Below are 23,226 nucleotides of genomic sequence, written 5' to 3' on the forward strand. Positions count from 1 at the left end.
GTCGACGGATGTTACTGAACCATGAAACACCTAACAAAACCAAACAAAACACAAGCCGAAAAACATGAACGGGGTGCCGACCGATTTGCAACCGAGTTGCCGATCGAAATGGGCCTTGTTCATGGCTTGACCCGCAACATCAGCGCAACAGGCATTTATTTTGAAACAGAAAATGCGCAAGAGCCGGGCTCCCGAGTGCACTTGGCTGTCGAGGTGGTTGTTCACGGCGAGCGGTTAAAACTGGTCTGCGACGGGAGCGTGGTTCGGGTCGATCACAAGGGGGGTGTGCTGGGTATTGCCGCGAAGCTTGATGGTTCTTTTTTTTCCGATACTGCGGAGGTCATTGATATTGACGCAAGTTCTTTGGCGCCCAGGTATTAAGATCGGCCCGAATCAACGGGCTCGAACATCGATCTATGAAAATACTACTGACGGGGGCGGCAGGCTTCATTGGCATGACGACTGCACTGCGCTTGCTGGCGCGCGGGGACGAGGTGGTGGGGCTGGACAACCTCAACGACTATTACGACGTCACCCTGAAAGAAAATCGACTCAAGCGGTTGCTGTCGCATGCCAGTTTTCGCTTCGTCAAAATGGATGTGGCCGATCGCCAGGCCATGGTCCAGCTTTTTGCGGCTGAAAAATTTGACCGCGTCATTCATCTGGCGGCCCAGGCGGGTGTTCGCTACTCCCTGCAAAATCCGCACGCTTACATCGACAGCAATATCGTGGGGTTTATGAATATTCTGGAGGGTTGCCGCCATGCCGAGGTGCGGCACCTGGTTTACGCATCCAGTTCCAGCGTTTACGGTGGCAATACCAAAATGCCATTTTCTGAACACGACAGCGTAGACCACCCGGTGAGTTTGTACGCCGCGACCAAGAAAGCCAATGAACTCATGGCGCACACCTACAGTCATTTGTATGGACTGCCCACCACGGGGCTTCGTTTTTTTACGGTGTACGGTCCGTGGGGCCGGCCTGACATGGCACTCTTCCTGTTCACCAAGGCCATCCTGGATGGGCGTCCCATTGACGTCTTTAATTATGGCCATATGCAGCGCGACTTTACTTTTGTCGACGACATCGTTGAAGGCGTCATTCGCGTGACTGATCGCATCGCGACCCCGAGTCCGACCTATGACGCCGCAGCGGCAGACCCGGCCACCAGCAATGCGCCCTTCAGACTATTTAACATCGGCAATAACAACCCGGTGCCACTGCTCGACTTCATTGGCTGCATTGAAGAGGCCTTGGGCAAGAAGGCCGAGAAGAATCTGCTGCCCCTGCAAGATGGTGATGTTCCTGCCACCTACGCCAACACCGACGCTTTGAATGAATGGATCGGGTTTGTTCCCGGTACATCGATTGAGCAGGGCATTGGTCGTTTTGTGGCGTGGTACCGCGACTATTACAAGGCGTAGTCAGAACGGGGAAGCAGAAAGCCTTTGCGCGGTCCAGTGCTTGATTAAGCCACGGGCACCGGCCTCGCACAGCGTCAAGACGCGCTCGAATCCTTCCCTGTTGCCATAATACGGGTCGGCGACTTCAGTTTCATTCAGTCCTTCGGCAAACGTCAGAAACAGCCGCAGCTTGTTCAGATGCTCGGGTGGGGAAAGACGCCGAAGTTCATGCAAATTACGGGCGTCCATTGCCAGAAGCATGTCGAAGTTCTGAAAGTCTAGCTGCGTGATTTTGCGTGACCGAATTCGTCCCGCGTCATACCCGTGACTGGACAGTGCGGCCTGCGCTCGCGGGTCCGACGGCTCACCCAAACGGTGAGCATGAGTCCCCGCCGAATCAAACATCAATTGATGCGAGCACATGGCATCGGACGTCAGTTTCTGGGCAACGATTTGCGCCATCGGAGAGCGGCAAATATTGCCCATGCACACCATCAGTAACTTAGTCATGGCAGTGATTTTAGTGGCGATGACATTGGACTGGCGCGCCGCCCCTGTTTGCAAATCTTGTAACAGGGGTGTGACTATCTTGAGAAATATCAATTTATTTAAAAGCCTTCAGCGCAGACTCCAAAGCGTGATTCGTACTTGGCTGGTCAAGCAAGGCGCCAAGTGAATGCATTCAACTTGTACAGGGGATACGCTTTGAGAAGTTTTCAACTTTATATCAACATCATGGTGCGTTGGTCGGCACTTGGTTTGTTGCTTGGTCTGATGACCGCTTGTGCCGGTTTTTCATCATCCTACCCGCCGGCACCAGTTGCCGCGTCAACACCGGACTATAACTATATCGTTGGCGCAGGCGATACGCTCAACATCATTGTTTGGCGCAATCCGGAGCTCTCCATGTCGGTCCCGGTTCGTCCGGACGGCAAAGTTTCAACGCCCTTGGTGGATGAACTGGTTGCGCAAGGCAAGACTTCCATCGAGATTGCCCGGGACGTCGAAAAAGCATTAGGCAAGTTGGTGCGCGATCCGGTGGTGACCATCATCGTTACCAGTTTTATCGGTCCCTACAGTGAGCAAATTCGGGTCGTTGGTGAGGCCGCCAAGCCGCAATCCCTGCCGTACAAGCAAAAAATGACGGTGCTGGATGTGATGATCGCTGTGGGTGGTTTGACCGACTTTGCGGATGGCAACGGGGCGTCCATCACGCGCGCATCGGAAGGTGACAAGCGGTATTCGGTACGACTCAAAGATCTCGTCAAGCGAGGCGACATATCTGCCAATGTGGAAATGAAGCCTGGCGACATTCTCATTATTCCGCAGGGCTGGTTTTAAGACTGGCTTCAGTTCTGGTTGCTGCATCGCTTGTCGATGGGCTTTGCAGCGTTTGAATACTGACTACAAAGAAATAATCCGATGGATGAGCTTATTAGCCAATTAACCACTGTTGCCAAAGGCATGTGGAAACACCGCTGGCTGGGCCTGCTGGTTGCCTGGTTCGCCACTGCCATTGGTTCCGTGGTGGTGTTGTCAGTGCCAGATAAATACGAGGCAACGGCCCGTATTTTTGTGGACACGCAGTCCATTTTGAAACCCTTGATGTCCGGCATGGCCGTGCAGCCCAACGTCGACCAACAGGTCGTGATGCTGAGTCGGACACTCATCAGCCGGCCTAATCTGGAAAAGCTCATCCGCATGGCTGATCTTGATTTAAAGACGCAATCCAAGAGCGAGCAGGAAGCGCTGATTGATGGGCTGATGAAGACGCTCGAAATAAAAAATGTGGGGCGGGACAATCTCTATGTCTTGTCCTACCGTGATACATCACCCGATAAAGCCAAAAAAGTCATTCAGTCTCTGGTCTCCATCTTTATTGAATCCAGCCTTGGCGACTCGCGCAAAGACTCCAATACGGCCAGAAAATTCATCGATGAGCAGATTAAGATGAATGTGGCGAAGCTCGAAGAGGCGGAAGCCCGATTGAAGGAATTCAAGGTTCGCAACATCGAGCTTCAAACGGCCGATGGCAAAGACATGACCGGACAACTTAGTGTGGTGAGTAGCCAGCTGAGTCAAGCGCGACTGGAGTTGCGTGAAGCAGAAAATGCGCGCGATGCCGCGAAGCGTCAATTGGAAGGTGAAAAATCACAAAACGCTGACATCACTTCGCGCAGCCTCCTGCAGGAGTCGGCCATGTCGGTTTCTACGCCGGAAGTCGATGGGCGTATTGATGCTCAGCGGCGCAATCTGGATTCTTTGCTGCAGCGCTTTACGGAGCAACATCCGGATGTTGTCAGTACACGGCGGTTGATCAAAGAGCTTGAGGAGCTCAAGCGCAAAGAAGTGCAGGAGTTGCGAAAAACTGCAATGGCAAACCCTGCCGCATCATCCGGCAACAGCTTGGTGTACCAGGAACTGATTCGACTGCTGGCCTCCACAGAGGTCCAAGTGGCTTCTCTGCAAGCAAGAGTCGGGGAGTATGTCGCGCGTTTCAATCGGACGCGCGAGTTGATGAAAACCGCGCCTCAGATTGAATCTGAACTGGCTCAGTTAAACCGTGACTACGACATCAATAAGAAAAACTATAACGACCTGGTCACGCGCCGAGAATCGGCCGCCCTGACGGGCGATCTGGAGAGCGCCGCTGGGGTTGCCGACTTCCGCTTGATTGATCCACCGCGAGCTTCGCCTAAACCCGTAGCGCCTAACCGGTTGTTGCTCCTGCCACTCGCGTTGTTGGTCGCAATAGGAGCAGGGCTTGCCGTTGCCTTTATTGCCAGCCAATTGCGTGCCGTTTTTTACGATGCTCGTTCGCTGAGGGAGGCGGTGGGCTTGCCGCTGCTGGGGGTGGTGGCCTTGGTGATGGATGACGAGGCGGTGCGACAGGAAAAATCTGACTTAAGGCGGTTTGGGATCGCTTCAGGTGGGCTGGTTGGTCTTTTTATTGCAGGGATGATTGTTTTGTCCCTGTTGTCCGGTCGGGCGGGGTAAACAACTATGAACAGTTTGATCGAACAGGCGGCACAACGCCTGGAACAACTTCGCCAAGCGGGTGCTGAGATGCCCGAAACGCCGCCCGTGGCTACAACGTTTGCCGCAGCTCAGACGCCTGCTGCCGACGCCCCGCCTTCCGCGCTTTCGCGTCGCGTTGAGATTGATCTGGAGGCTCTCGCGCTCGCGGGCATTGTGAGTCCGAATGCGCCACGATCCCAAATAGCGGATCAATTCCGGGTGATCAAGCGGCCGTTGATCAGTAACGCCATGGGCAAAGGCCCCTCCATGATTGCCAATGGCAACTTGATCATGATCACCAGTGCGCTTCCGGGCGAGGGCAAGAGCTTTACCGCGATCAATCTGGCAATGAGCATCGCCACTGAATTGGATTACACCGTCATGCTGGTGGATGCCGATGTAGGACGACCGTCGGTGATGAATATGCTTGGACTTCCTATCGGTCCCGGCCTGCTTGATCTGGTGGCTGACGAATCACAAGATTTGTCCCGAATGCTGTTGAAAACAAATATTGACAAGCTCACCATCTTGCCGAGCGGCACGCCACATGCGCGGGCTACTGAACTGTTGGCCAGCGACGCGATGACACGGCTATTAAACGATATGGCAAAGCGCTACGCTGATCGCATCATCATTTTTGATTCACCGCCACTTCTTCTGGCTACCGAGTCGCGGGTGCTGGCATCCCACATGGGGCAGATCGTGATGGTGGTCCGGGCGCAAAAGACGTTGCAATCAGATGTTGCGCAGGCGCTTGCCACTATTGAGGCCTGCCCCGTCAAACTGATGTTGCTGAATCAGGCTCGAACTGTTGCCAAGGGGGGGTATGAAAATGGATATGGGTATGGATACGGGTATGAGCAGCAGCAAGCCTGATGGTCTTCCTCGTCATGTCAGTCCTGATGCGTAGCCCGCTTTTTATGCACCCCTTCCGACTTCGCGTTGCTGGCGTTCCGGTTGCGGGGCTCCTGGTCATGGCGTCGGCTGGCGCTTATGGTCAGACGGCGATCTCAGACGCGGGACCGAGCCGCGCCCTGTCCATTGTGCCGCGTGTCTCAATCAGCGAAACCTTGACCGATAACGTGCGTCTGAGCAGTACCGGCCAGCAGTCAGATCAGATTACGGAGATCAGTCCAGGGATTCGCATCCGCAGTGAGGGGGCGCGACTCAAAGGCTACTTCGACTACGCCATCAATGAAATTGTGTACGCGCAAAATTCATCACCCAGTCGGACCCAAAATGCACTGACTACGTTTGGGACGCTGGAGGCCGTAGATAACTGGGCATATCTCGATTTCAGTGGTTCCATTTCACAGCAGACCATTTCCGCTTTTGGCGCACCGTCAACCAGCAATTCCTCCCTTAATCCCAATCAATCCGAGGTTTCCAGTTACCGAGTTTCCCCTTATGTACGCGGCCGCTTGGGTGATATGGCCAGGTATGAGGCGCGCTATAGCCGGGCCGTCACACAAAGTGATTCGGCGGTGGGATCCGGCGTGGCGACGAGTGATGGCGTCGTCAACATCAGCGGTGACAGCGCGTTCAGGAATTTAGGCTGGTCGGCTGATGCCAGTCAGCAGACGATTGACTACAGCACGGGTCGCCCCACCGAAGCTGATCGGTTAAGCCTTGGTCTATCTTATGCAATCACGTCCCAATTAAGCGTGTCGGCCAATGCCGGACGTGAAACCAATAACTACACCAGCATTGATAAGAAAGACTATGGCACCAGCGGTGTCGGCGTGAACTGGTCTCCGTCGGAGAACACAAAAGTTTCGGCAGCACTGGATCACCGTTCTTTCGGAGACACGCATAGCTTGAGTTTTGAGCACCGAACGGCGCGCACTGCGTGGAAATTTACTGATTCCAAAGATGTTACGGCCACACCAAGCCAGACGGGCATTGCAAGTATCGGTTCGGTTTATGAACTTTTGTACAGTCAGTTTGCCGCTATTGAGCCCAATCCGACAGCCCGTGCGCAGTTGGTCAATGCCTATATGCAGGCTAACAATATTAGTCCAAGCGCAAATGTCACCAGCAGTTTTTTGACCTCGACATTGTCATTGACCCGTCGACAAGACTTGTTGTTCGCGCTGCTTGGTGTGCGTGATACGGTAACGTTTGTGGCGTCGAGAAGCGAGAGCAGCAGGCTCGACACCATCTCGTCGGGGGTCGATGATTTAAGCACTTCTTCGTTGATTCGACAACGTGGCATCAGCGTCAATTACACGCATCGCTTAACGCCAGATTATTCATTGGGTGTGCTCGTATCGCAGCAAAAAACATCGGGAGATTCGAGTCTGCAGGATGCGACGTTGCGCCTCCTCAATGTTAACGTGACAGGCCGAGTCGGCAAAATGACGACTGCCTCTGTCGGGATCCGCCGGGTGTCATACAGCGGCAATACGGCGCCTTACGAAGAAACTGCTGTCACCGTCAATTTAAACGTGCAGTTCTGACCTATGTACGAAACTTATTACGGGCTAAACAGCAAGCCATTTCAGCTCAATCCTGATCCTAGTTTTTATTTTGGCAGCAAGCAGCACCGTCGAGCCAAAGCCTATCTGGAGTACGGTGTACAACGAAATGAAGGCTTCATCGTCATCACCGGTGAAGTTGGCGCGGGCAAGACCACCATTGTGCGTGGACTGCTCGCCAGTTTGGATTCTGAAAAAGTGGTTGCCGCCAATCTCGTCACCACGCAGCTGGATGCCGAAGACACCTTGCGCATGGTTGGCGCGGCTTTTGGCGTACGAGTCAAAGATGTTTCAAAAGCCGATGTGCTCATGGCGTTGGAGGCGTATCTGGTCAATCAGACAAGCCAGGGAAAACGTTGTCTGCTGGTTGTCGATGAAGCCCAAAATCTCACATCCCGGGCGGTAGAAGAACTGCGCATGTTGTCCAACTTTCAGTTTGGCCAGCAAGCCCTGTTGCAGACATTTTTGGTCGGTCAGCCCGAGTTTCGCACCATTTTGCAAAGCCCCAGCATGCAGCAACTGCGGCAGCGTGTCACGGCGACATGCCATATCGGACCGTTGGATTTAGATGAAACACGTGGCTATATTCAACATCGTTTGAAGTGTGCCGGTGCGACGGGTCGCCCCACTTTTTCGGCAGACGCTTTCGAGGGAATCTTCAAAGCATCCGGTGGTATCCCTCGCCGTATTAACTTCATTTGTGACCGTTTATTGCTACTCGGCTATTTGGGCAACAAAGACGCTTTTGGCCTTGACGATGTCAATGAGGTCGTGAACGAAATTCACGATGAATCAGCCGTTCCTGCCAGCAGGTCCCAGGAAGATCGGACGACCTTGGTCGACTCAGGTCTTGCCGATTTGACAACCAATAATTCAGTGGATGTTGATCTCGTTAAGTTGCAGCTGACGCCCGGCTTGGCGAGTGCAATATCCAGCCAGATTGATAGCCTGGGCGTTGAACAATACGATGGTCGCCTGAGACGTCTGGAGGGAAGTGTTCTTCGTCTGGAGCGGATCAACCTTGAAATTCTCGTCATGTTGCAAAAACTTGTCTCGGCCGTCAGAACGCCAAGCCAGGAGAGCACTCAATGAGTCATTCGTTGGCCACGGCGCTCCCTTCTGCAGAGACCGGTCCCGTCATTTGCGTGGTGGGTGCGAGGCCTAACTTCATGAAGATGGCCCCTATTCTCCGGGCTATGGCGGCTCATGCGCCCCCATTGCCGATGTTGCTGGTGCACACGGGCCAGCACTACGACAAAGACATGAGTGACCGCCTTTTTGAAGATCTGCGACTGCCCCGGCCGGACGTTAATCTTGAGGTAGGCTCGGGAACGCATGCCATCCAAACGGCTGAAGTCATGAAACGGTTTGAGCCCATTGTTGAAGGGTACAACCCTTCCTGTGTCGTTGTCGTCGGTGATGTCAATTCAACATTGGCCTGTGCCCTGGTGGCTGTGAAAAAGGGGGTGCCGGTAGTGCATATTGAGGCCGGTCTGCGCAGCTATGACCGTGCCATGCCCGAAGAAATTAACCGCATTCTTACGGATCAAATTTCTGACCGTCTTTACACCACGGAGCGCACCGCCGAAGCTAACCTGATGCGGGAGGGCATACCGCCAAGCAGGGTTTGCTTTGCGGGTAACGTCATGATTGACTCTGTCGTTTTTGGCCGGGCAAATGCACGTAGCGCCAAAGACACACTGCAAGCCTCTAATATGGATGCCGCCGTGTTGTTGCATCCACTGGGCTATGGCGTAGTGACCTTGCATCGGCCTTCCAATGTGGATCATCCTGACGCGCTGCGCGCTTTGCTGGGTGTGTTGGCCGAGGTGGCCGTTCGTCTGCCATTGGTGTTTGCCCTGCATCCCCGCACGCGCAGCAATATCGATCGTTTCGGTCTGCTGGACTTGATTGATCCAGCGCGCATGGTTTTGTTGCCGCCGCAGGGATACCTTGAAATGCTGGGACTGATGGCGGACGCCACCCTGGTGCTCACCGACTCGGGCGGCCTGCAGGAAGAAACAACGGCGCTTGGCGTACCTTGTCTGACCCTGCGAGAAAACACCGAACGTCCCATTACCGTTGAGCAAGGCACCAACACACTTGTTGGGCGTGACCGCGAGGCGATTCTGGCGGCGGTGCAAGAAATCCTTGCCGGACGGGGAAAGCGCGGCCGCTTGCCTGAATTCTGGGATGGGCATGCCGCGGAACGTATCACGGCTGATTTGTTTCAATGGTTGACCCCAAGGCCTGCCAATCAGGCCGTGGGGTCTGTTTGAACTGAAAAAATGGTTATGCCAGACACAACCATCACCAACGCGTTGACGATCGATGTTGAAGATTACTTTCAGGTTTCAGCATTCGCGCCGCACATCGCCCGATCCGAGTGGAATACACGGGAGTGCCGTGTAGAACACAACGTGAATTGCATTCTCGAAATGCTGGCGCATCGTGGGACGAAAGCAACCTTTTTTACCCTGGGCTGGATTGCCGAGCGCTATCCCCAGCTCGTGCGTCAAATCGTGCAGGAAGGGCATGAGCTGGCCAGCCACGGCTATGGTCACGAGCGGGCCAGTGATCAGACCGAGGCCGCTTTTTTTGCCGACATTCAGCTGGCAAAAATTGTGCTGGAGGATTTGGCGGGCAGTGAAGTCAATGGGTATCGCGCACCGAGTTTTTCGATCGGATCAGGAAACCTCTGGGCCTTTGATTGTCTGGCACGGGCGGGATACCGCTACAGCTCAAGTGTTTACCCTATTCGGCACGATCACTATGGGATGCCGGATTCACCGCGTTTTGCTTACGAGGTCCGTCCTGGTTTGATGGAAATCCCGATTACGACTTTACGGGTGTTAAACCGAAACCTGCCCTCCAGTGGTGGGGGTTACTTCAGGCTGCTGCCCTATGCACTGTCTCGCTGGATGCTGAGCCGGGTCAACAGACAAGACCGCGAGTCGGGGATCTTCTATTTTCATCCTTGGGAAATTGACACGGGACAGCCCCGTATTGCGGGCATCAGCAGCAAAACCAGATTTCGGCATTACGTCAATATTGGTCGCATGGAAGAGCGTTTGAATCAGTTGCTGGGTGATTTCAGATGGGGGCGGATGGACCAAATTTTTTTGGACAGGTTTACTCAACATGACACCGTCGCCTGAAAATTCCGTACTGACGGTCAAACGTCTTATTCCGCATGACATCGCCACGGCGGTGCAGTGGGACTCGTTCGTCCTGGCCTGTCCCGAAGCGACCTTTTTTCACCGTGCCGGTTGGCAGAAAATTGTGCAGGATATTTTTCACCACGATACTTATTTTTTGTATGTTGAAGCCGGTGGCCGTATCCAGGGTGTTTTGCCACTAGGCCATGTCAAGAGCTGGCTGTTTGGAAACTCGCTGGTGGGCTTGCCTTTTGCCGTGTATGGTGGTGTTGCGGCCGTTAGTGCACAGGCGGCAGAGGCACTGGAGCAGGAGGCGCAGCAAATCGCCAAACGCCTGGGGGTGGCACATCTTGAATGGCGCAATGTGAAACCGCGTCATTCAGACTGGCCCGCGCAAGACTTGTATGTGACTTTTCGAAAGGAAATCCTACCTGAAGAAGCCGTCAACATGCAGGCCATTCCACGCAAGCAGCGAGCCATGGTTCGCAAAGGCATTAAAAATGGTCTGGTGAGCGCACTGGACCGTGATGTTGATCGTTTCTTTCCTCTCTATGCGGATAACGTTCACCGCCATGGCACACCGGCCATGCCCAAGCGTTACTTCAAGGCCTTGCTCGCCGAGTTTGGTGCTGATTGCGAAGTATTGACGGTCACCTCACCAGAGGGGCGCCCGCTGAGCAGCGTGTTGAGTTTTTACTTTCGGGATGAGGTCTTGCCCTACTACGCGGGCGACGATGAATCGGCGCGTGATCTTGCCGCGAACGATTTCAAATACTGGGAGTTGATGCGTCGTGCGTGTGAGCGTGGACTCAAGGTGTTCGACTATGGCCGTAGCAAGCTGGGCACCGGTTCTTATGCATTCAAAAAGAACTGGGGCTTTGAGCCCAGGCCACTGCACTACGAATACTGCCTGTACACGCGCGCTGGTATTCCTCAAAACAATCCAGCAAATGCCAAGTTCAAACTGCTGATTGAAACGTGGCGCCGCCTGCCGATTGGCTTGGCTAACTGGTTAGGTCCTTTTGTTGTCCGCAACCTCGGCTGAACATCCTTATGAGTAATTTGCTTTACTTGGTTCATCGGCTGCCTTTCCCGCCAAACAAGGGCGACAAAGTGCGTTCTTACCATCTGCTCAAGCACCTGACGGCCCGACATCGCGTTTTTTTGGGAACCTTTGTGGATGACCCTGAGGATGAAGCCTACATTGATACCGTACGGGAAATGTGCCCTGATCTGCATGTGGCGCGGCTCAGGCCCAGTTTTGCCAAACTCCGTAGCCTTGCTGGGTTAATCACACAGCAGCCCTTGAGTCTGCGGTATTACAAGGATGCTCATCTTCAAGCATGGGTTAACCAAACCCTTGCAGAGAACGCAATCGACGCCACGGTCATTTTTTCCTCAGTGATGGCGCAGTATGTGCCGGCCACACCGGGTGTCAGCCAACCACCCATGCTGGTCGATTTTGTCGATGTCGATTCGACTAAATGGACGCAATATGCAAGCACTCACCGGTGGCCTTTGTCCTGGCTGTACCGGCGGGAAGGCGAACAATTGAAAGTTTTTGAACGTGCGGTCGCCGCGCGATCCATCAAGTCCTTTTTTGTCACTGAAAATGAAACGGCCTTGTTTCAAAAGATGGCGCCCGAATGTGCCGAGACGGTCGTTGCCATGAGCAACGGTGTGGATACTGATTATTTTTCTTCTGACCCTGTTCGGACCTCTCCTTTTTCGGGGCCGACCAGCAAGCCTGAGCAGATACCCGTGGTGTTTACCGGGGCCATGGATTACTGGCCCAATATTGATGCAGTCACCTGGTTTGTCCGTGACATCCTGCCGCGCTTGCGCCAATCCTGGCCGCAGCTCCGCTTTTATATCGTCGGTCGCAGCCCGCCTCAGTCCGTATTGGCGTTGGCGTCTGATTCGGTCGTGGTCACGGGCACGGTGTCTGATGTTCGGCCGTATTTGCAGCATGCGGCGCTGGTGGTGGCGCCTTTGCGGGTGGCGCGTGGTATCCAAAACAAAATTCTGGAAGCCATGGCGATGGGCCGGCCGGTGGTTGCGTCCCGTTCTTGTGCGCAGGCGATCGATGCAAGCTGCGACGAGCTCATCTGTGCTTCAGGGGTCAGTGGTTTTGTGCGGGAGATGGATGCTTTGCTCAAAGCGCCAGCCCGGGCTGCTGTCGTGGGACAGTCCGCAAGACTGCGGGTGCTTGAGAGTTACAGCTGGAGCGCTCACTTAGGCGGTATCGACCGCTATCTGGGTGAGACACCGCCATCACGAGAGACGGTATGAGCCCAGTCGCCATCCCCTACGCTGCTGTCAAAAGCTTTGAGGTTCCGGCGCCATGGCGGCAAGCCCTTCCCGCATTGACTTTGCTTTTGCTCTGGATGCTGTTCCTCTACCGCGAGACCGGAGCCGCCATGGTGACCATCTGGGCACGGTCTGAAACCTTTACCCACGCTTTTCTGGTTCCTCCGATTGTGTTGTGGCTGGTCTGGCGACAGCGGCGGCTCATTGCCATGCAGACGCCCGTGCCGACAGTGGGCGCCTTTTTATTGATTGCTGGTGCCGCCTTTGTCTGGTTATTGGGCGATCTGGTGGCTGTCAATGCTGTTACCCAGTTGGCGTTTGTGGCGCTGCTGGTTTTAACGGTGCCGACCCTGCTCGGCTGGGCGGTTGCACGGCTGATTATCTTTCCGCTGGGCTTCTTGTTTTTTGCCGTTCCTATTGGTGAATTTCTTATGCCTCAGTTCATGGAGTGGACGGCAAATTTCACCGTGTTCGCCCTGCGCTTGAGCGGTATTCCCGTCTACCGTGAAGGTCTTCAGTTTGTAATTCCTTCTGGTAACTGGTCCGTGGTTGAGGCTTGCAGTGGTGTGCGGTACCTGATTGCTTCCCTCACTGTGGGCACCCTGTTTGCCTACCTGAACTACCAGTCCAACAAACGCCGCATTCTGTTTGTGATTGTTTCGATCGCAGTCCCCGTTGTTGCCAACTGGATGCGCGCCTACCTCATCGTCATGCTGGGGCACCTCTCCGGCAACAAACTTGCGGCCGGGGTCGATCACCTGATTTATGGCTGGCTCTTTTTTGGTGTTGTCATTATGCTGATGTTCATCATTGGCGCTCGCTGGGCAGAGTCCGAGCCAGTGGCTGTTCGGCGTGGAGCGGGGTCTCTCGTGTCGAAGCCGGCGGTGACGCTTACGCGAGTGTGGTTAACGACCATCGGATTTGCGGCGCTGGTGTCATTGCCCCACATGGCGCTATGGGGTCTTGATCGGGATGAAGGGGGCGACTCGGTCTCGCTCTCCGCCCCGACGACGCTGGCGCCAGGCTGGCAAGCCGTTCAGCCGAATGTGGCGGACTTCAAACCCGCCTTTCAGACGCCATCCGCTGAAATTAACCATAACTACACCAGTCAGGGGCGCGTTGTCGGACTGTATCTGGGCTATTACCGCCATCAGAATTACAGCCGCAAGCTGGTTAGCTCTGACAACGTGCTGGTTGTCAGTCAAGACCCGCGATGGGCGCAGGTTTCCAGCGGTCGCCGCGTTCTCAATCTGGATAACAAGCCTGTTGGCGTGCGTACAGCGGAGTTGCGTGGGCGGGTGCTTGCTGAAAAAGCCAATGAAGGTCGCCTGGTGGTGTGGCAGATGTACTGGATCAGCGGCAGGGTTACTTCAAGCGATTACCTTGCCAAGGCTTATGGGGCGTTCTATCGGTTGCTGGGGCGCGGTGATGACTCTGCCGTGATCATCATCTCGACACCTAAAGATCAGGTGGGGGGGGGCGATGCGGTGTTGGACTCCTTCTTGTCAACGAACTACGCAACGATCAATGAACTGCTGCTGAAGACGCCGAAAAACAGGTGACTTTGACTTTTTTAATTTTATGAATGCCATGGAGATCTCGTCATGAGTGTTGTTGCTGTGATTGGTTTGGGCTATGTGGGGCTGCCGCTGGTGGTTGAGTTTGGCAAACACTTTCGCACAATTGGGTTTGATATTTCTGTGCCAAAGGTTGAGTCGTGCCGCAACGGCGTTGACCCCTCGCGTGAGTTGTCTGATGATGAAATGCGGGCATCGCCCTATGCGGAGTACTCGGCAGATGCCAGCATGCTGGCGGAGGCGGACATCATCGTTGTGGCTGTGCCGACACCGGTGGATAACGCGCATATTCCTGATTTTCGTCCGCTGATTGGCGCCAGCACCAGTGTCGGTCGGCACATGAAAAAAGATGCCATCGTTGTTTATGAATCTACGGTTTATCCGGGTGCCACGGAAGATGTTTGTATTCCGGTTCTGGAGCGCGAGTCGGGTCTGAAGTGGAAGCAGGATTTCTTTGTCGGTTATTCGCCTGAGCGCATCAACCCCGGTGACAAAGAGCACACCCTCACCAAAATTCTCAAAATTGTGTCGGGCGATACCCCCGACACGCTGGATAAAGTGGCCAAGCTTTATGAGGCCATAATTTTGCCTGGTGTCCACCGTGCCTCCAGCATCAAGGCCGCAGAGGCCGCCAAAGTTATCGAGAACACCCAGCGCGATCTGAATATTTCCCTGATGAACGAGCTGTCGATCATTTTCGACAAGCTCGGCATCGACACCACCGAAGTGCTCGAAGCGGCTGGCACCAAATGGAATTTTCTTAAGTTCAAGCCGGGTTTGGTGGGGGGCCATTGCATAGGCGTTGACCCTTATTACCTGACGCACAAGGCCGAGATGCTGGGCTACAACCCGCAGGTTATTTTGGCGGGCCGACGTATCAATGATGGCATGGGCAAGTTCATTGCCGAGCAGACGATCAAGCACATGATCGCGTCCGGCAGTTACATCAAAGGGGCCAAAGTGAACATACTTGGACTTACCTTCAAGGAAGACTGTGGCGACTTGCGCAACTCGAAAGTGATCGACATCATCAATGAGCTCAAGTCGTACGGTGTAGACGTTTTTGTGAGCGACCCAAGAGCCGCCTCAGATGAGGCCATGCATGAATATGGTGTACCGCTGCTGCCCTGGGCGGACCTGCCCCGGGCTGACGCGATCGTGGCGGCAGTCGCCCACCGGGAATACACCACGCTGACGATGGAAGACTTTGGAAGAAAGCTGGTGAAGGGCGGTGCCTTCATTGATGTCAAAGCGGTCTTTGACCGGAGCGCGATCGAAGGGGCTGGCTACAAGCTCTGGCGTCTATGACGGCAACAGGCAAGTTACAGATGCAAGGTGATCACCGGCCGCTTGTGCTGCATGTGATGTACCGGTTTGACACCGGTGGACTGGAGAACGGCATTGTCAATCTCATCAACCACATGCCCGCGCACGCCTACCGGCATGCGGTGTTGGCGCTGACCGATGTGACTGAATTCAGGCAGCGAATTCAGCGCAACGATGTTGAGTTCATTTCTTTGTGCAAGTCGCCCGGCCACGGCGTCTGGCAATACCTCAAGCTGTTCAAGTTGTTCCGTCAGTTGCGTCCCGCTATCGTGCATAGCCGAAACCTCGCCGCGCTCGAAGTGCAGGTGCCCGCCTGGGCGGCAGGTGTGCCCGTTCGCATTCATGGTGAACATGGCCGTGATGTGGGCGACCTGGACGGCAGTAGCGTCACTTACCAGCGCGTTCGCCGTTTTTACAGGCCGTTTGTGCATCACTACATGGCCCTGTCGCGTGATTTGGGCGACTATCTGGTAAAAAAAGTACACGTTCCACAAGATGCGATCACGCAAGCCTATAACGGGGTCGATACGGAGTGGTTCCATTCCGCCCCCGATGGGCCACAGCCGATTGCAGGGTGTCCGTTCGATCCGGCGCAGCACTGGCTGGTGGGTACCGTGGGCCGAATGCAAACGGTCAAAGATCAGGTCATGCTGGCGCATGCTTTCGTACTGGCCCTGGCCCTGGCCCCTGAACTGCAGACGCGCATGCGCCTGATCATGGTCGGGGACGGGCCTTTGCGCGCGCAGGTTCAGGCTGTACTGGACGCTGCAGGGGTGACCCATCTGGCCTGGTTGTCCGGCGAGCGAAATGACGTGGCTGACATCCTGCGTGGTTTGCACGTCTTCGCCTTGCCCTCGCTTGCCGAGGGGATCTCCAATTCCATTCTGGAGGCGATGGCCAGCGTCCTGCCGGTCGTGGCCACCGCCGTGGGCGGCAATGCGGACCTGGTGTTGCAGGGAGAGACGGGTCACCTTGTGCCGTCTGCCAATCCGCAGGCCATGGCCCTGCGCTTGGTGCAACTCGCCTCCAATCCGGAGCGAGCCCGGAGCATGGGGCAGGCGGGACGCCAGCGTGCGCTGGACACGTTCAGCATGCAGGCGATGGTGGCTACTTACCAGTCTGTCTACGACCAGCAGTTGCGTCGCGCAGGCGGCAAACCACAACATCACTGAATACCATGTGCGGCATTACTGGCATTTTTGACACCCGCGGCAGCCGCGATATCAGTCGCGCGGTACTCCAGCGCATGAACGACTCGCAGTTGCACCGTGGTCCGGACGAGGGCAGCCTGCACATCGAACCCGGCGTGGGCCTGGGTCATCGGCGCCTGTCCATCATCGACATTGCCACCGGCCAACAGCCGCTATTCAACGAGGATGGTTCGGTGGTGGTGGTCTTCAACGGCGAAATCTACAACTACCAGCAACTCATCCCCGAGCTGCAGGCACTGGGTCATGTGTTTCATACCAAGAGCGACACCGAGGTCATCGTCCACGCGTGGGAGTCCTGGGGGGCTGACTGCGTCAAGCGTTTTCGCGGCATGTTTGCCTTTGCCCTGTGGGACCGCAATCAGCAAGTTTTCTTTATGGCGCGAGACCGGATGGGCGTCAAGCCCCTGTATTACGCACTGCTAGACGACGGCATGCTGTTGTTCGGCTCCGAGTTGAAGTCGTTGATGGCCCACGGTGGACTGCGTCGTGACATCGATCCGCTGGCGGTGGAAGAATATTTTGCGCTCGGCTACGTGGCCGAACCCCGCACCATCTTCAAACAGGCCCACAAGCTGTCGCCCGCCCACACCCTCAGCATCAGGCATGGCCAGCCGGTGGGTGAGCAGGTCGCGTATTGGGATGTGCGTTTCAGTCTGGATAACCCGATTTCTGAGGCCGATGCACAAGCCGAGCTGGTCCACCGGCTGCAGGAATCGGTTCGCTTGCGCATGATCGCCGAAGTGCCGCTGGGCGCGTTTCTGTCCGGTGGTGTGGACAGCAGTGCCGTCGTTGCCGTCATGGCCGGCTTGTCGTCCGATCCGGTCAACACCTGTTCCATCGGCTTTGATGACCCGGCCTTCAATGAATCCGAGTTTGCACAAAAGGTGGCCGACCGATACCACACCCGGCACCGTGTCGAAACCGTCAAGAGCGATGACTTTGACCTCATCGATACGCTGGCCCGTCTGTACGACGAACCCTACGCCGACAGTTCTGCCATCCCTACCTACCGGGTCTGCCAGCTGGCGCGCAAGCACGTGACGGTGGCGCTTTCCGGGGATGGTGGCGACGAAGCGCTTGGCGGTTACCGGCGCTACCGCATGCACTTGATGGAAGAGCGCATGCGCGCCGCGCTGCCCCAGAGCTTGCGCGGCCCGGTGTTTGGTCTGCTGGGCAAGTTGTACCCCAAGGCCGACTGGGCGCCGCGCATGTTCCGCGCCAAAACCACATTCGAGGGCTTGGCCCGCAGCTCGGTGGAAGCCTATTTTCATACGGTCTCCATCCTGCGTGGCCCCATGCGCGAGGCGCTGTTCAGCCAGCGTTTCAAAACCGAGCTGGCGGGCTACAACGCGCAACAGGTATTGAGCCGACACGCCAGCCAGGCTGGCACCGACGACCCGTTGGCCCTCATCCAGTACCTGGACCTCAAAACTTATTTGGTCGGTGATATCAATACCAAGGTCGACCGCGCCAGCATGGCCCATTCGCTCGAAGTGCGTGAGCCGCTGATGGACCATGAGCTTGTAGAGTGGCTGGCCACACTGCCATCCAGTCTCAAAATCCGCGGGCAAGAAGGCAAGTATCTGTTCAAGAAGTCCATGGAGCCGCACCTGCCGCAAGATGTTCTGTACCGGCCCAAAATGGGTTTTTCTGTACCGCTGGCGCGCTGGTTCCGCGGGCCGCTGAAGCAACGCGTGCGGGACGCGGTGCTGGGCGAACGGCTGCTGGCCACCGGCTGGTTCAATCCGGCCTATCTGCGGCATCTGGTGGAGGCGCATCAGTCCGGCGCTCGCGACTACAGTGCACCGCTGTGGACGCTGCTGATGTTTGAGGCCTTTTTGCGACAAGTGGTGGATGGCCATGATGCTGAACTGACCGGGGTGCATCCATGAGCTTGCGCATACTCCACGTCCTGGATCACTCCATCCCGCTACAAAGCGGCTACACCTTTCGTACCCTGTCGATCCTGCGCGAGCAGCGCAAACTCGGGTGGGACACCTTTCACCTCACAAGCCCGAAGCAAGTAGGAGCCCAGGCGCTTGAAGAAGAGGTGGACGGCTGGCATTTTTACCGCACCCCTGAAGTGTCGGTAAGCAAGGTACCCGGCCTGGGTGAAATCGCTCTGATGCGCCAGCTGGAGTGCCGCCTGCAACAGGTAGCCGAGCAGGTGCGTCCCGACATTTTGCACGCCCATTCCCCGGTTCTCAACGTTCTGCCTGCGTTGCGCGTGGGCCGGCGAATGGGGATTCCGGTGGTCTATGAAGTACGCGCCTTCTGGGAAGATGCTGCCGTGGACCACGGCGATACAACCGAAGGCAGCCTGCGCTATCGCCTGACTCACTGGGTTGAGACTTGGGCGCTGCGGCGAGCCCGCCATGTTTTTACCATTTGTGAAGGCCTGCGCAGCGATATTGTGGCGCGTGGCATTCCCACCGCCAAGGTCACCGTCATCCCCAACGCGGTCGACCTTGAAGCGTTTGAGCCCGGTGGCCAGCCCGTTGCCGCGCTGAAGGCCCGGCTCGGTCTGCAAGGCGCCAGCGTCATTGGTTTCATTGGTTCGTTTTATGCCTATGAAGGGCTGGACCTGCTGCTAGAGGCCCTGCCGGGCATTCTGGCCCGGCGGCCCGACGTGCGGGTGTTGCTGGTGGGCGGGGGGCCGGAGGAAGCCGCCATCAAGGCCCAAGCCCTGCGCTTGGGTTTGGCCGACAAGGTCGTCTTTACCGGCCGCGTGCCTCACCATCAAGTGCAGCTTTATTACGATTTGGTTGATGTGCTGACGTACCCGCGTCACTCGATGCGCTTGACCGAGCTGGTGACCCCACTCAAGCCGCTTGAGGCCATGGCCCAAGGCCGGGTGCTGGTGGCGTCTGACGTCGGCGGCCACAAGGAGTTGATTCGCCATGGCGAGACCGGCATGCTGTTCAAGGCGGGCAGTTCAGATGCCTTGGCGCAAGCCGTTCTTGACCTGCTGGCCGCCCGAGAGCGCTGGCCCGCCATGCGCGAGGCGGGTCGTCGCTTTGTCGAAGAACAACGCAATTGGACCGCTAGCGTGGCCAACTATCACAGCGCATATACCCATCTGCTGCCGTCATGAATCATCAAACACCGACCCGAACGCTGCTTTTTTCCACGCTGTACCCCAGCAGCGTGCGGCCAAATCAAGGCATTTTTGTGGAAACACGTTTGCGCGAGCTATTGGGCAGTGGTCAGGTCCAGACCAGGGTTGTGGCGCCTGTTCCCTGGTTTTTTTCAACCCATCCTCGCTTCGGTGACTATGCCCGCATGGCCAGTACCCCCTTGCGGGAGACCTACCACGGTATCGATGTGCAGCACCCCCGCTATTTCCTGCCGCCCAAGGTGGGCATGAACATCGCGCCCTTCACCTTGGCCATGGGGGCCGTCCCCGCGGTCCAGCGCCTGCTGGATGAGGGCTATGACTTTGACGTGATCGATGCCCATTACTATTATCCCGACGGCGTGGCGGCCGCGCTGCTGGCGCGGTACTTCAACAAGCCCTTCACCGTCACGGCCCGGGGGACCGACCTGAACCTGATTCCTCGGCATTTTTTGCCGCGGCGCATGATGCAATGGGCGGCGTCCCGCGCCGCGGCCTCCATCGGGGTCTGCGCCGCGTTGGTGGACGTGCTCCGTGCGTGGCATATTCCCCAGGAACGTTTGCATGTCATGCGCAACGGGGTTGATCTGGAGCGTTTTCGCCCGGTGCCGCAAGACACCGTTCGAACCGAGCTTGGTTTGAAGGGCGCTCCTCTGCTGGTTTCGGTTGGCTACCTGGTCGAGCGTAAAGGCCACCACATCGCCATTGATGCCTTGGCCAAACTTCTACCGGCTTTTCCGCAAGCCCGTTTAATCGTTATTGGAGACGGCGAAGAACGCGATAACCTGCGGACTTTATGCAAGCGTCTCGGGGTGGAAGATCGGGTCTCCTTTACGGGGGCCTTGCCCAATGCGGAGCTGTTTCGCTGGTACAGCGCCGCCGATGTGATGATTCTTGCATCAAGTCGGGAAGGGTGGGCCAATGTGCTGCTTGAGTCCATGGCGTGTGGCACGCCCGTTGTGGCAACCCGCATCTGGGGCACGCCGGAAGTGGTCGCGGGGGATGTGGCAGGGAGGCTGGTCGATCAACGGGATGGCGGCGCGTTCGCCGATGCCATCCGTTTGTTGCTTTCGGCCTATCCGGAGCGGTCACGGGTTCGCGCCTATGCTGAAAAATTCAGCTGGCAGAACACCACAAATGCCCAATTGGCTTTGTTCGATCAGATCGCAGACCAGCGTAAAGGGGCTATTCATGCGTGACTATGTTCTTGGTCTCATCATCCTTGGCTTGGCCTCCTATGGATTGCTGCATCCTTGGCTCGGAATCCTGGGGTGGACATGGATCAGCATCATGAACCCGCATGCCTATAGCTGGGGTTTAACGAGTATGCCGGTCGCCGCGACGATTGCAATCTCCATCCTGCTCGGACTTGTGTTGACCAAAGACCGGCGGAACTTCTTCGTGACTCGCGAAACCATCGTGCTGATGTCGTTCATGCTGTGGATGTGCATCACCTTGCCTTTCTCTTTCAGTTTTGATGAAAGTTACCCGCTATGGAATCGGGTGATGAAAATCGACTTGATGGTGCTCGCCGCCATGGTGGTGCTCCATTCAAAAAAGCACATCACGATGTTGACATGGGTTTTGGTTGGCTCCCTCGGGTTTTACGGTGTCAAGGGCGGGTTTTTCACGCTGGCAACCGGAGGGGTGTACCGAGTTTGGGGTCCTGAGGGGAGTTACATTGGTGGCAACAACGAAGTTGCGTTGGCGTTGGTGATGATCATTCCCCTGATGCGCTTTTTGCAACTGACAACGGAGTCGGTATGGGTCAAGCGTGGACTTTTGTTGTCCATGCTGTTGTGTGCCGCCGCCGCACTGGGCAGTCAATCGCGCGGCGCCTTCCTTGCGATTGCCGCCATGGCTGGCGTATTTTGGTGGCGCAGTGACAAGAAAGTTGTCGTCGCCGGATTGCTGGTATTGGCGGGCGTGGCCTTGCTGTCGTTCATGCCGGACACTTGGTGGGCGCGCATGGATTCGATTGGCAGCTATCAGGATGATTCCTCCGCTAACGGTCGCATCAATGCCTGGTGGATGGCCTGGAACCTGGCCAAGGCCAACTTTTTCGGGGGCGGATTCATGGTCTACAGGCCTGACCTGTTTGCCTTGTATGCCCCTAATCCTTCGGATGTTCACGCCGCGCACAGCATCTACTTCATGGTGTTGGGCGAACACGGCTTTGTGGGACTGTTCCTGTTTTTATTGCTGTGGTATTTTGTCTGGCGTTCGGCGGAGCGTTTGCGGATCGAGGGGCAGAAACTACCGCAAACCCAGTGGCTGTCGCACTTGGGGGCAATGTGCCAGGTCAGCCTGGCCGGCTATGCGGTGGGAGGCGCATTTCTCAGCCTGGCGTACTACGACCTGCCTTACAACATCCTCATTCTTGTTGTGTTGGGCTGTCGATGGATGGATGGCCAGGAGTGGATCAAGGCGGCTCAGGCGCAGACAATAAAGCAACGCTCGCCCTTGTCCAAAAAAGCCAGCCCCATCCCCCAGTGATGCTGCTCAAACCACTTCTTCAATGGGCGTCTCCCGCCGGTGCCAGTGGCCACTTGTCGGTACTGATCTTTCACCGGGTATTGTCCGAGCCCGACCCGTTGTTTCCGGAAGAAATGCACGCTCGCCGTTTTGATGCGTTATGTGGCTGGTTGGCCTCATGGTTCAACGTGCTGCCGCTGGACGAGGCCGTGGAGCGTTTGAAGGCCGGTCGCCTTCCTGCTCGGGCTGCCTGCCTCACGTTTGACGATGGTTATGCCGACAATCATCATGTAGCGCTGCCCATCCTGCAGCGCCATCTTCTAAAGGCCACGTTCTTCATTGCGACCCGCTTTCTGGATGGTGGCCGCATGTGGAATGACACCATCATCGAGTCCATCCGGCGCTGCAACATGGCCGTGCTCGACTTATCACCGCTGGGTTTGGGGCGTCATGCCCTCGACTCCATCGCCAACAGGCGGGCTGCGATTGCCTCCCTCATTGATCAGATCAAGTATCGGCCCTTGGCGGAGCGGATCACCCTCACGGAGCAATTGGGGCATCTGGCCGGGGTCCAGTCGTCCCACGACCTGATGATGACCTCGGATGAAGTTAAGGCCATGCGCCACGCGGGCATGCAGATTGGCGCCCACACCATGTCCCACCCCATCCTGGCCCGGCTCACCGATGAACAGGCCCGGCAAGAAATCGAGGGCAGCAAGTGTTTTCTGGAGCAGTTACTGGGCGAGCGCGTGGGCCTGTTCGCCTACCCGAATGGCAAGCCTGGCGACGACTACACGCCGCAAAGTGTGGACGTGGTGCGCAGCCTGGGTTTTGATGCGGCCGTGAGCACGCACTGGGGTGCCTTGGCGATGGGGGGGGACTTGTACCAGATCCCGCGCTTCACGCCGTGGGATTCCACCAAGCTGCGCTTCGGGGCGCGCCTGCTGGCCAACTTGCGTAGCGCTTGACGCGTTTGATCGGAACTGCATGGAGAGCGTATGAAAATCACTGTAATAGGCACCGGCTACGTCGGCTTGGTGTCCGGCACTTGCATGGCCGAAGTCGGCAACGACGTGTTGTGCCTGGATGTCGACCCGGCCAAAATCCAACTGCTGGAAGACGGCGGCATCCCGATCTTCGAGCCTGGTCTGCAGGA

General features: G+C 56.4%; 20 protein-coding genes and 1 pseudogene. 20 read left to right on the plus strand and 1 reads right to left on the minus strand.

Annotation, left to right across the window (positions count from 1 at the left end; genetic code table 11):
- The first annotated feature begins 21 nt into the window (after positions 1-21).
- Entirely contained in the window at positions 22-381 is a 360-nt protein-coding gene (locus HHJ17_RS11115) for a PilZ domain-containing protein (RefSeq protein ID WP_296502391.1), read from the plus strand.
- A 35-nt stretch (positions 382-416) separates the two neighbouring features.
- Entirely contained in the window at positions 417-1,424 is a 1,008-nt protein-coding gene (locus tag HHJ17_RS11120; RefSeq protein ID WP_296502387.1) for an NAD-dependent epimerase, read from the plus strand.
- On the opposite strand, the gene HHJ17_RS11125 is transcribed toward HHJ17_RS11120, so the two are convergent.
- Complete coding sequence (locus tag HHJ17_RS11125) at positions 1,425-2,006, minus strand: low molecular weight protein-tyrosine-phosphatase (RefSeq protein ID WP_296505790.1); 582 nt, start codon at positions 2,004-2,006, stop codon at positions 1,425-1,427.
- Positions 2,007-2,177: 171 nt separating this feature from the next.
- Between HHJ17_RS11125 and HHJ17_RS11130 the strand changes: the two genes are divergently transcribed.
- The 18 genes and pseudogenes from HHJ17_RS11130 to HHJ17_RS11215 form a co-directional block, all read left to right on the plus strand.
- Complete coding sequence (locus HHJ17_RS11130) at positions 2,178-2,744, plus strand: XrtA/PEP-CTERM system exopolysaccharide export protein (RefSeq protein WP_296502441.1); 567 nt, start codon at positions 2,178-2,180, stop codon at positions 2,742-2,744.
- 81 nt (positions 2,745-2,825) lie between these two features.
- Complete coding sequence (locus tag HHJ17_RS11135; RefSeq protein WP_296502382.1) at positions 2,826-4,400, plus strand: XrtA system polysaccharide chain length determinant; 1,575 nt, start codon at positions 2,826-2,828, stop codon at positions 4,398-4,400.
- A gap of 6 nt (positions 4,401-4,406) precedes the next feature.
- Positions 4,407-5,297, plus strand: coding sequence for an XrtA-associated tyrosine autokinase (locus tag HHJ17_RS11140; RefSeq protein ID WP_296502379.1), 891 nt, complete (start codon positions 4,407-4,409; stop codon positions 5,295-5,297).
- Entirely contained in the window at positions 5,297-6,880 is a 1,584-nt protein-coding gene (locus HHJ17_RS11145) for a TIGR03016 family PEP-CTERM system-associated outer membrane protein (protein WP_296502376.1), read from the plus strand. The genes HHJ17_RS11140 and HHJ17_RS11145 overlap by 1 nt, the downstream gene beginning before the upstream one ends.
- Before the next feature lie 3 nt (positions 6,881-6,883).
- Positions 6,884-7,990 (plus strand): XrtA/PEP-CTERM system-associated ATPase, encoded by a 1,107-nt coding sequence (locus HHJ17_RS11150; protein WP_296502374.1) that lies wholly within the window; start codon positions 6,884-6,886, stop codon positions 7,988-7,990.
- Complete coding sequence (gene wecB, locus HHJ17_RS11155; RefSeq protein ID WP_296502371.1) at positions 7,987-9,177, plus strand: UDP-N-acetylglucosamine 2-epimerase (non-hydrolyzing); 1,191 nt, start codon at positions 7,987-7,989, stop codon at positions 9,175-9,177. The genes HHJ17_RS11150 and wecB overlap by 4 nt, the downstream gene beginning before the upstream one ends.
- Positions 9,178-9,186: 9 nt before the next feature.
- Positions 9,187-10,056 (plus strand): XrtA system polysaccharide deacetylase, encoded by an 870-nt coding sequence (locus tag HHJ17_RS11160; RefSeq protein WP_296502369.1) that lies wholly within the window; start codon positions 9,187-9,189, stop codon positions 10,054-10,056.
- Positions 10,040-11,101: a FemAB family XrtA/PEP-CTERM system-associated protein gene (locus HHJ17_RS11165; RefSeq protein ID WP_296502366.1), complete on the plus strand. Its 1,062-nt coding sequence runs from the start codon at positions 10,040-10,042 to the stop codon at positions 11,099-11,101. The genes HHJ17_RS11160 and HHJ17_RS11165 overlap by 17 nt, the downstream gene beginning before the upstream one ends.
- Positions 11,102-11,109: 8 nt before the next feature.
- Positions 11,110-12,348, plus strand: a complete 1,239-nt coding sequence (locus tag HHJ17_RS11170) for a TIGR03087 family PEP-CTERM/XrtA system glycosyltransferase (RefSeq protein WP_296502363.1) — start codon at positions 11,110-11,112, stop codon at positions 12,346-12,348.
- A complete protein-coding gene (gene xrtA, locus HHJ17_RS11175; RefSeq protein WP_296502361.1) occupies positions 12,345-13,928 on the plus strand; it encodes an exosortase A in 1,584 nt (527 codons plus the stop codon). Before HHJ17_RS11170 ends, xrtA begins: the two co-directional genes overlap by 4 nt.
- Before the next feature lie 42 nt (positions 13,929-13,970).
- Positions 13,971-15,251 carry a nucleotide sugar dehydrogenase gene (locus HHJ17_RS11180; RefSeq protein WP_296502358.1) on the plus strand — a complete coding sequence of 427 codons (1,281 nt, stop codon included), beginning with the start codon at positions 13,971-13,973 and terminating at the stop codon, positions 15,249-15,251.
- Complete coding sequence (locus HHJ17_RS11185) at positions 15,248-16,441, plus strand: TIGR03088 family PEP-CTERM/XrtA system glycosyltransferase (RefSeq protein WP_296502355.1); 1,194 nt, start codon at positions 15,248-15,250, stop codon at positions 16,439-16,441. The genes HHJ17_RS11180 and HHJ17_RS11185 overlap by 4 nt, the downstream gene beginning before the upstream one ends.
- 5 nt (positions 16,442-16,446) lie before the next feature.
- Positions 16,447-18,372, plus strand: a complete 1,926-nt coding sequence (locus HHJ17_RS11190; RefSeq protein WP_296502350.1) for an XrtA/PEP-CTERM system amidotransferase — start codon at positions 16,447-16,449, stop codon at positions 18,370-18,372.
- A gap of 2 nt (positions 18,373-18,374) precedes the next feature.
- The gene (locus HHJ17_RS11195) at positions 18,375-19,574 is read left to right on the plus strand and encodes a TIGR04063 family PEP-CTERM/XrtA system glycosyltransferase (protein ID WP_296502436.1); all 1,200 of its coding nucleotides are present in this window, start codon (positions 18,375-18,377) and stop codon (positions 19,572-19,574) included.
- Positions 19,571-20,794 carry a glycosyltransferase family 4 protein gene (locus HHJ17_RS11200; protein WP_296502348.1) on the plus strand — a complete coding sequence of 408 codons (1,224 nt, stop codon included), beginning with the start codon at positions 19,571-19,573 and terminating at the stop codon, positions 20,792-20,794. Before HHJ17_RS11195 ends, HHJ17_RS11200 begins: the two co-directional genes overlap by 4 nt.
- Positions 20,787-22,091, plus strand: coding sequence for a putative O-glycosylation ligase, exosortase A system-associated (locus tag HHJ17_RS11205; protein ID WP_296502345.1), 1,305 nt, complete (start codon positions 20,787-20,789; stop codon positions 22,089-22,091). The genes HHJ17_RS11200 and HHJ17_RS11205 overlap by 8 nt, the downstream gene beginning before the upstream one ends.
- Positions 22,091-23,038: a polysaccharide deacetylase family protein gene (locus HHJ17_RS11210; RefSeq protein ID WP_296502340.1), complete on the plus strand. Its 948-nt coding sequence runs from the start codon at positions 22,091-22,093 to the stop codon at positions 23,036-23,038. Before HHJ17_RS11205 ends, HHJ17_RS11210 begins: the two co-directional genes overlap by 1 nt.
- 30 nt (positions 23,039-23,068) lie before the next feature.
- Positions 23,069-23,226, plus strand: a pseudogene (locus HHJ17_RS11215) (UDP-glucose 6-dehydrogenase); the annotation flags it as partial.

This window comes from Rhodoferax sp. (genome assembly GCF_012927445.1).
Taxonomy (GTDB): Bacteria; Pseudomonadota; Gammaproteobacteria; order Burkholderiales; family Burkholderiaceae_C; genus Rhodoferax.

What these genes read in the sequence shown, in the direction of transcription:
- HHJ17_RS11115 (WP_296502391.1), top strand. Translation starts at nt 22, where the DNA reads ATGAAACACCTAACAAAACCAAACAAAACACAAGCCGAAAAACATGAA.
- HHJ17_RS11120 (WP_296502387.1), top strand. Translation starts at nt 417, where the DNA reads ATGAAAATACTACTGACGGGGGCGGCAGGCTTCATTGGCATGACGACT.
- HHJ17_RS11130 (WP_296502441.1), top strand. Translation starts at nt 2,178, where the DNA reads ATGACCGCTTGTGCCGGTTTTTCATCATCCTACCCGCCGGCACCAGTT.
- HHJ17_RS11135 (WP_296502382.1), top strand. Translation starts at nt 2,826, where the DNA reads ATGGATGAGCTTATTAGCCAATTAACCACTGTTGCCAAAGGCATGTGG.
- HHJ17_RS11140 (WP_296502379.1), top strand. Translation starts at nt 4,407, where the DNA reads ATGAACAGTTTGATCGAACAGGCGGCACAACGCCTGGAACAACTTCGC.
- HHJ17_RS11145 (WP_296502376.1), top strand. Translation starts at nt 5,297, where the DNA reads ATGGTCTTCCTCGTCATGTCAGTCCTGATGCGTAGCCCGCTTTTTATG.
- HHJ17_RS11150 (WP_296502374.1), top strand. Translation starts at nt 6,884, where the DNA reads ATGTACGAAACTTATTACGGGCTAAACAGCAAGCCATTTCAGCTCAAT.
- wecB (WP_296502371.1), top strand. Translation starts at nt 7,987, where the DNA reads ATGAGTCATTCGTTGGCCACGGCGCTCCCTTCTGCAGAGACCGGTCCC.
- HHJ17_RS11160 (WP_296502369.1), top strand. Translation starts at nt 9,187, where the DNA reads ATGGTTATGCCAGACACAACCATCACCAACGCGTTGACGATCGATGTT.
- HHJ17_RS11165 (WP_296502366.1), top strand. Translation starts at nt 10,040, where the DNA reads ATGACACCGTCGCCTGAAAATTCCGTACTGACGGTCAAACGTCTTATT.
- HHJ17_RS11170 (WP_296502363.1), top strand. Translation starts at nt 11,110, where the DNA reads ATGAGTAATTTGCTTTACTTGGTTCATCGGCTGCCTTTCCCGCCAAAC.
- xrtA (WP_296502361.1), top strand. Translation starts at nt 12,345, where the DNA reads ATGAGCCCAGTCGCCATCCCCTACGCTGCTGTCAAAAGCTTTGAGGTT.
- HHJ17_RS11180 (WP_296502358.1), top strand. Translation starts at nt 13,971, where the DNA reads ATGAGTGTTGTTGCTGTGATTGGTTTGGGCTATGTGGGGCTGCCGCTG.
- HHJ17_RS11185 (WP_296502355.1), top strand. Translation starts at nt 15,248, where the DNA reads ATGACGGCAACAGGCAAGTTACAGATGCAAGGTGATCACCGGCCGCTT.
- HHJ17_RS11190 (WP_296502350.1), top strand. Translation starts at nt 16,447, where the DNA reads ATGTGCGGCATTACTGGCATTTTTGACACCCGCGGCAGCCGCGATATC.
- HHJ17_RS11200 (WP_296502348.1), top strand. Translation starts at nt 19,571, where the DNA reads ATGAATCATCAAACACCGACCCGAACGCTGCTTTTTTCCACGCTGTAC.
- HHJ17_RS11205 (WP_296502345.1), top strand. Translation starts at nt 20,787, where the DNA reads ATGCGTGACTATGTTCTTGGTCTCATCATCCTTGGCTTGGCCTCCTAT.
- HHJ17_RS11210 (WP_296502340.1), top strand. Translation starts at nt 22,091, where the DNA reads ATGCTGCTCAAACCACTTCTTCAATGGGCGTCTCCCGCCGGTGCCAGT.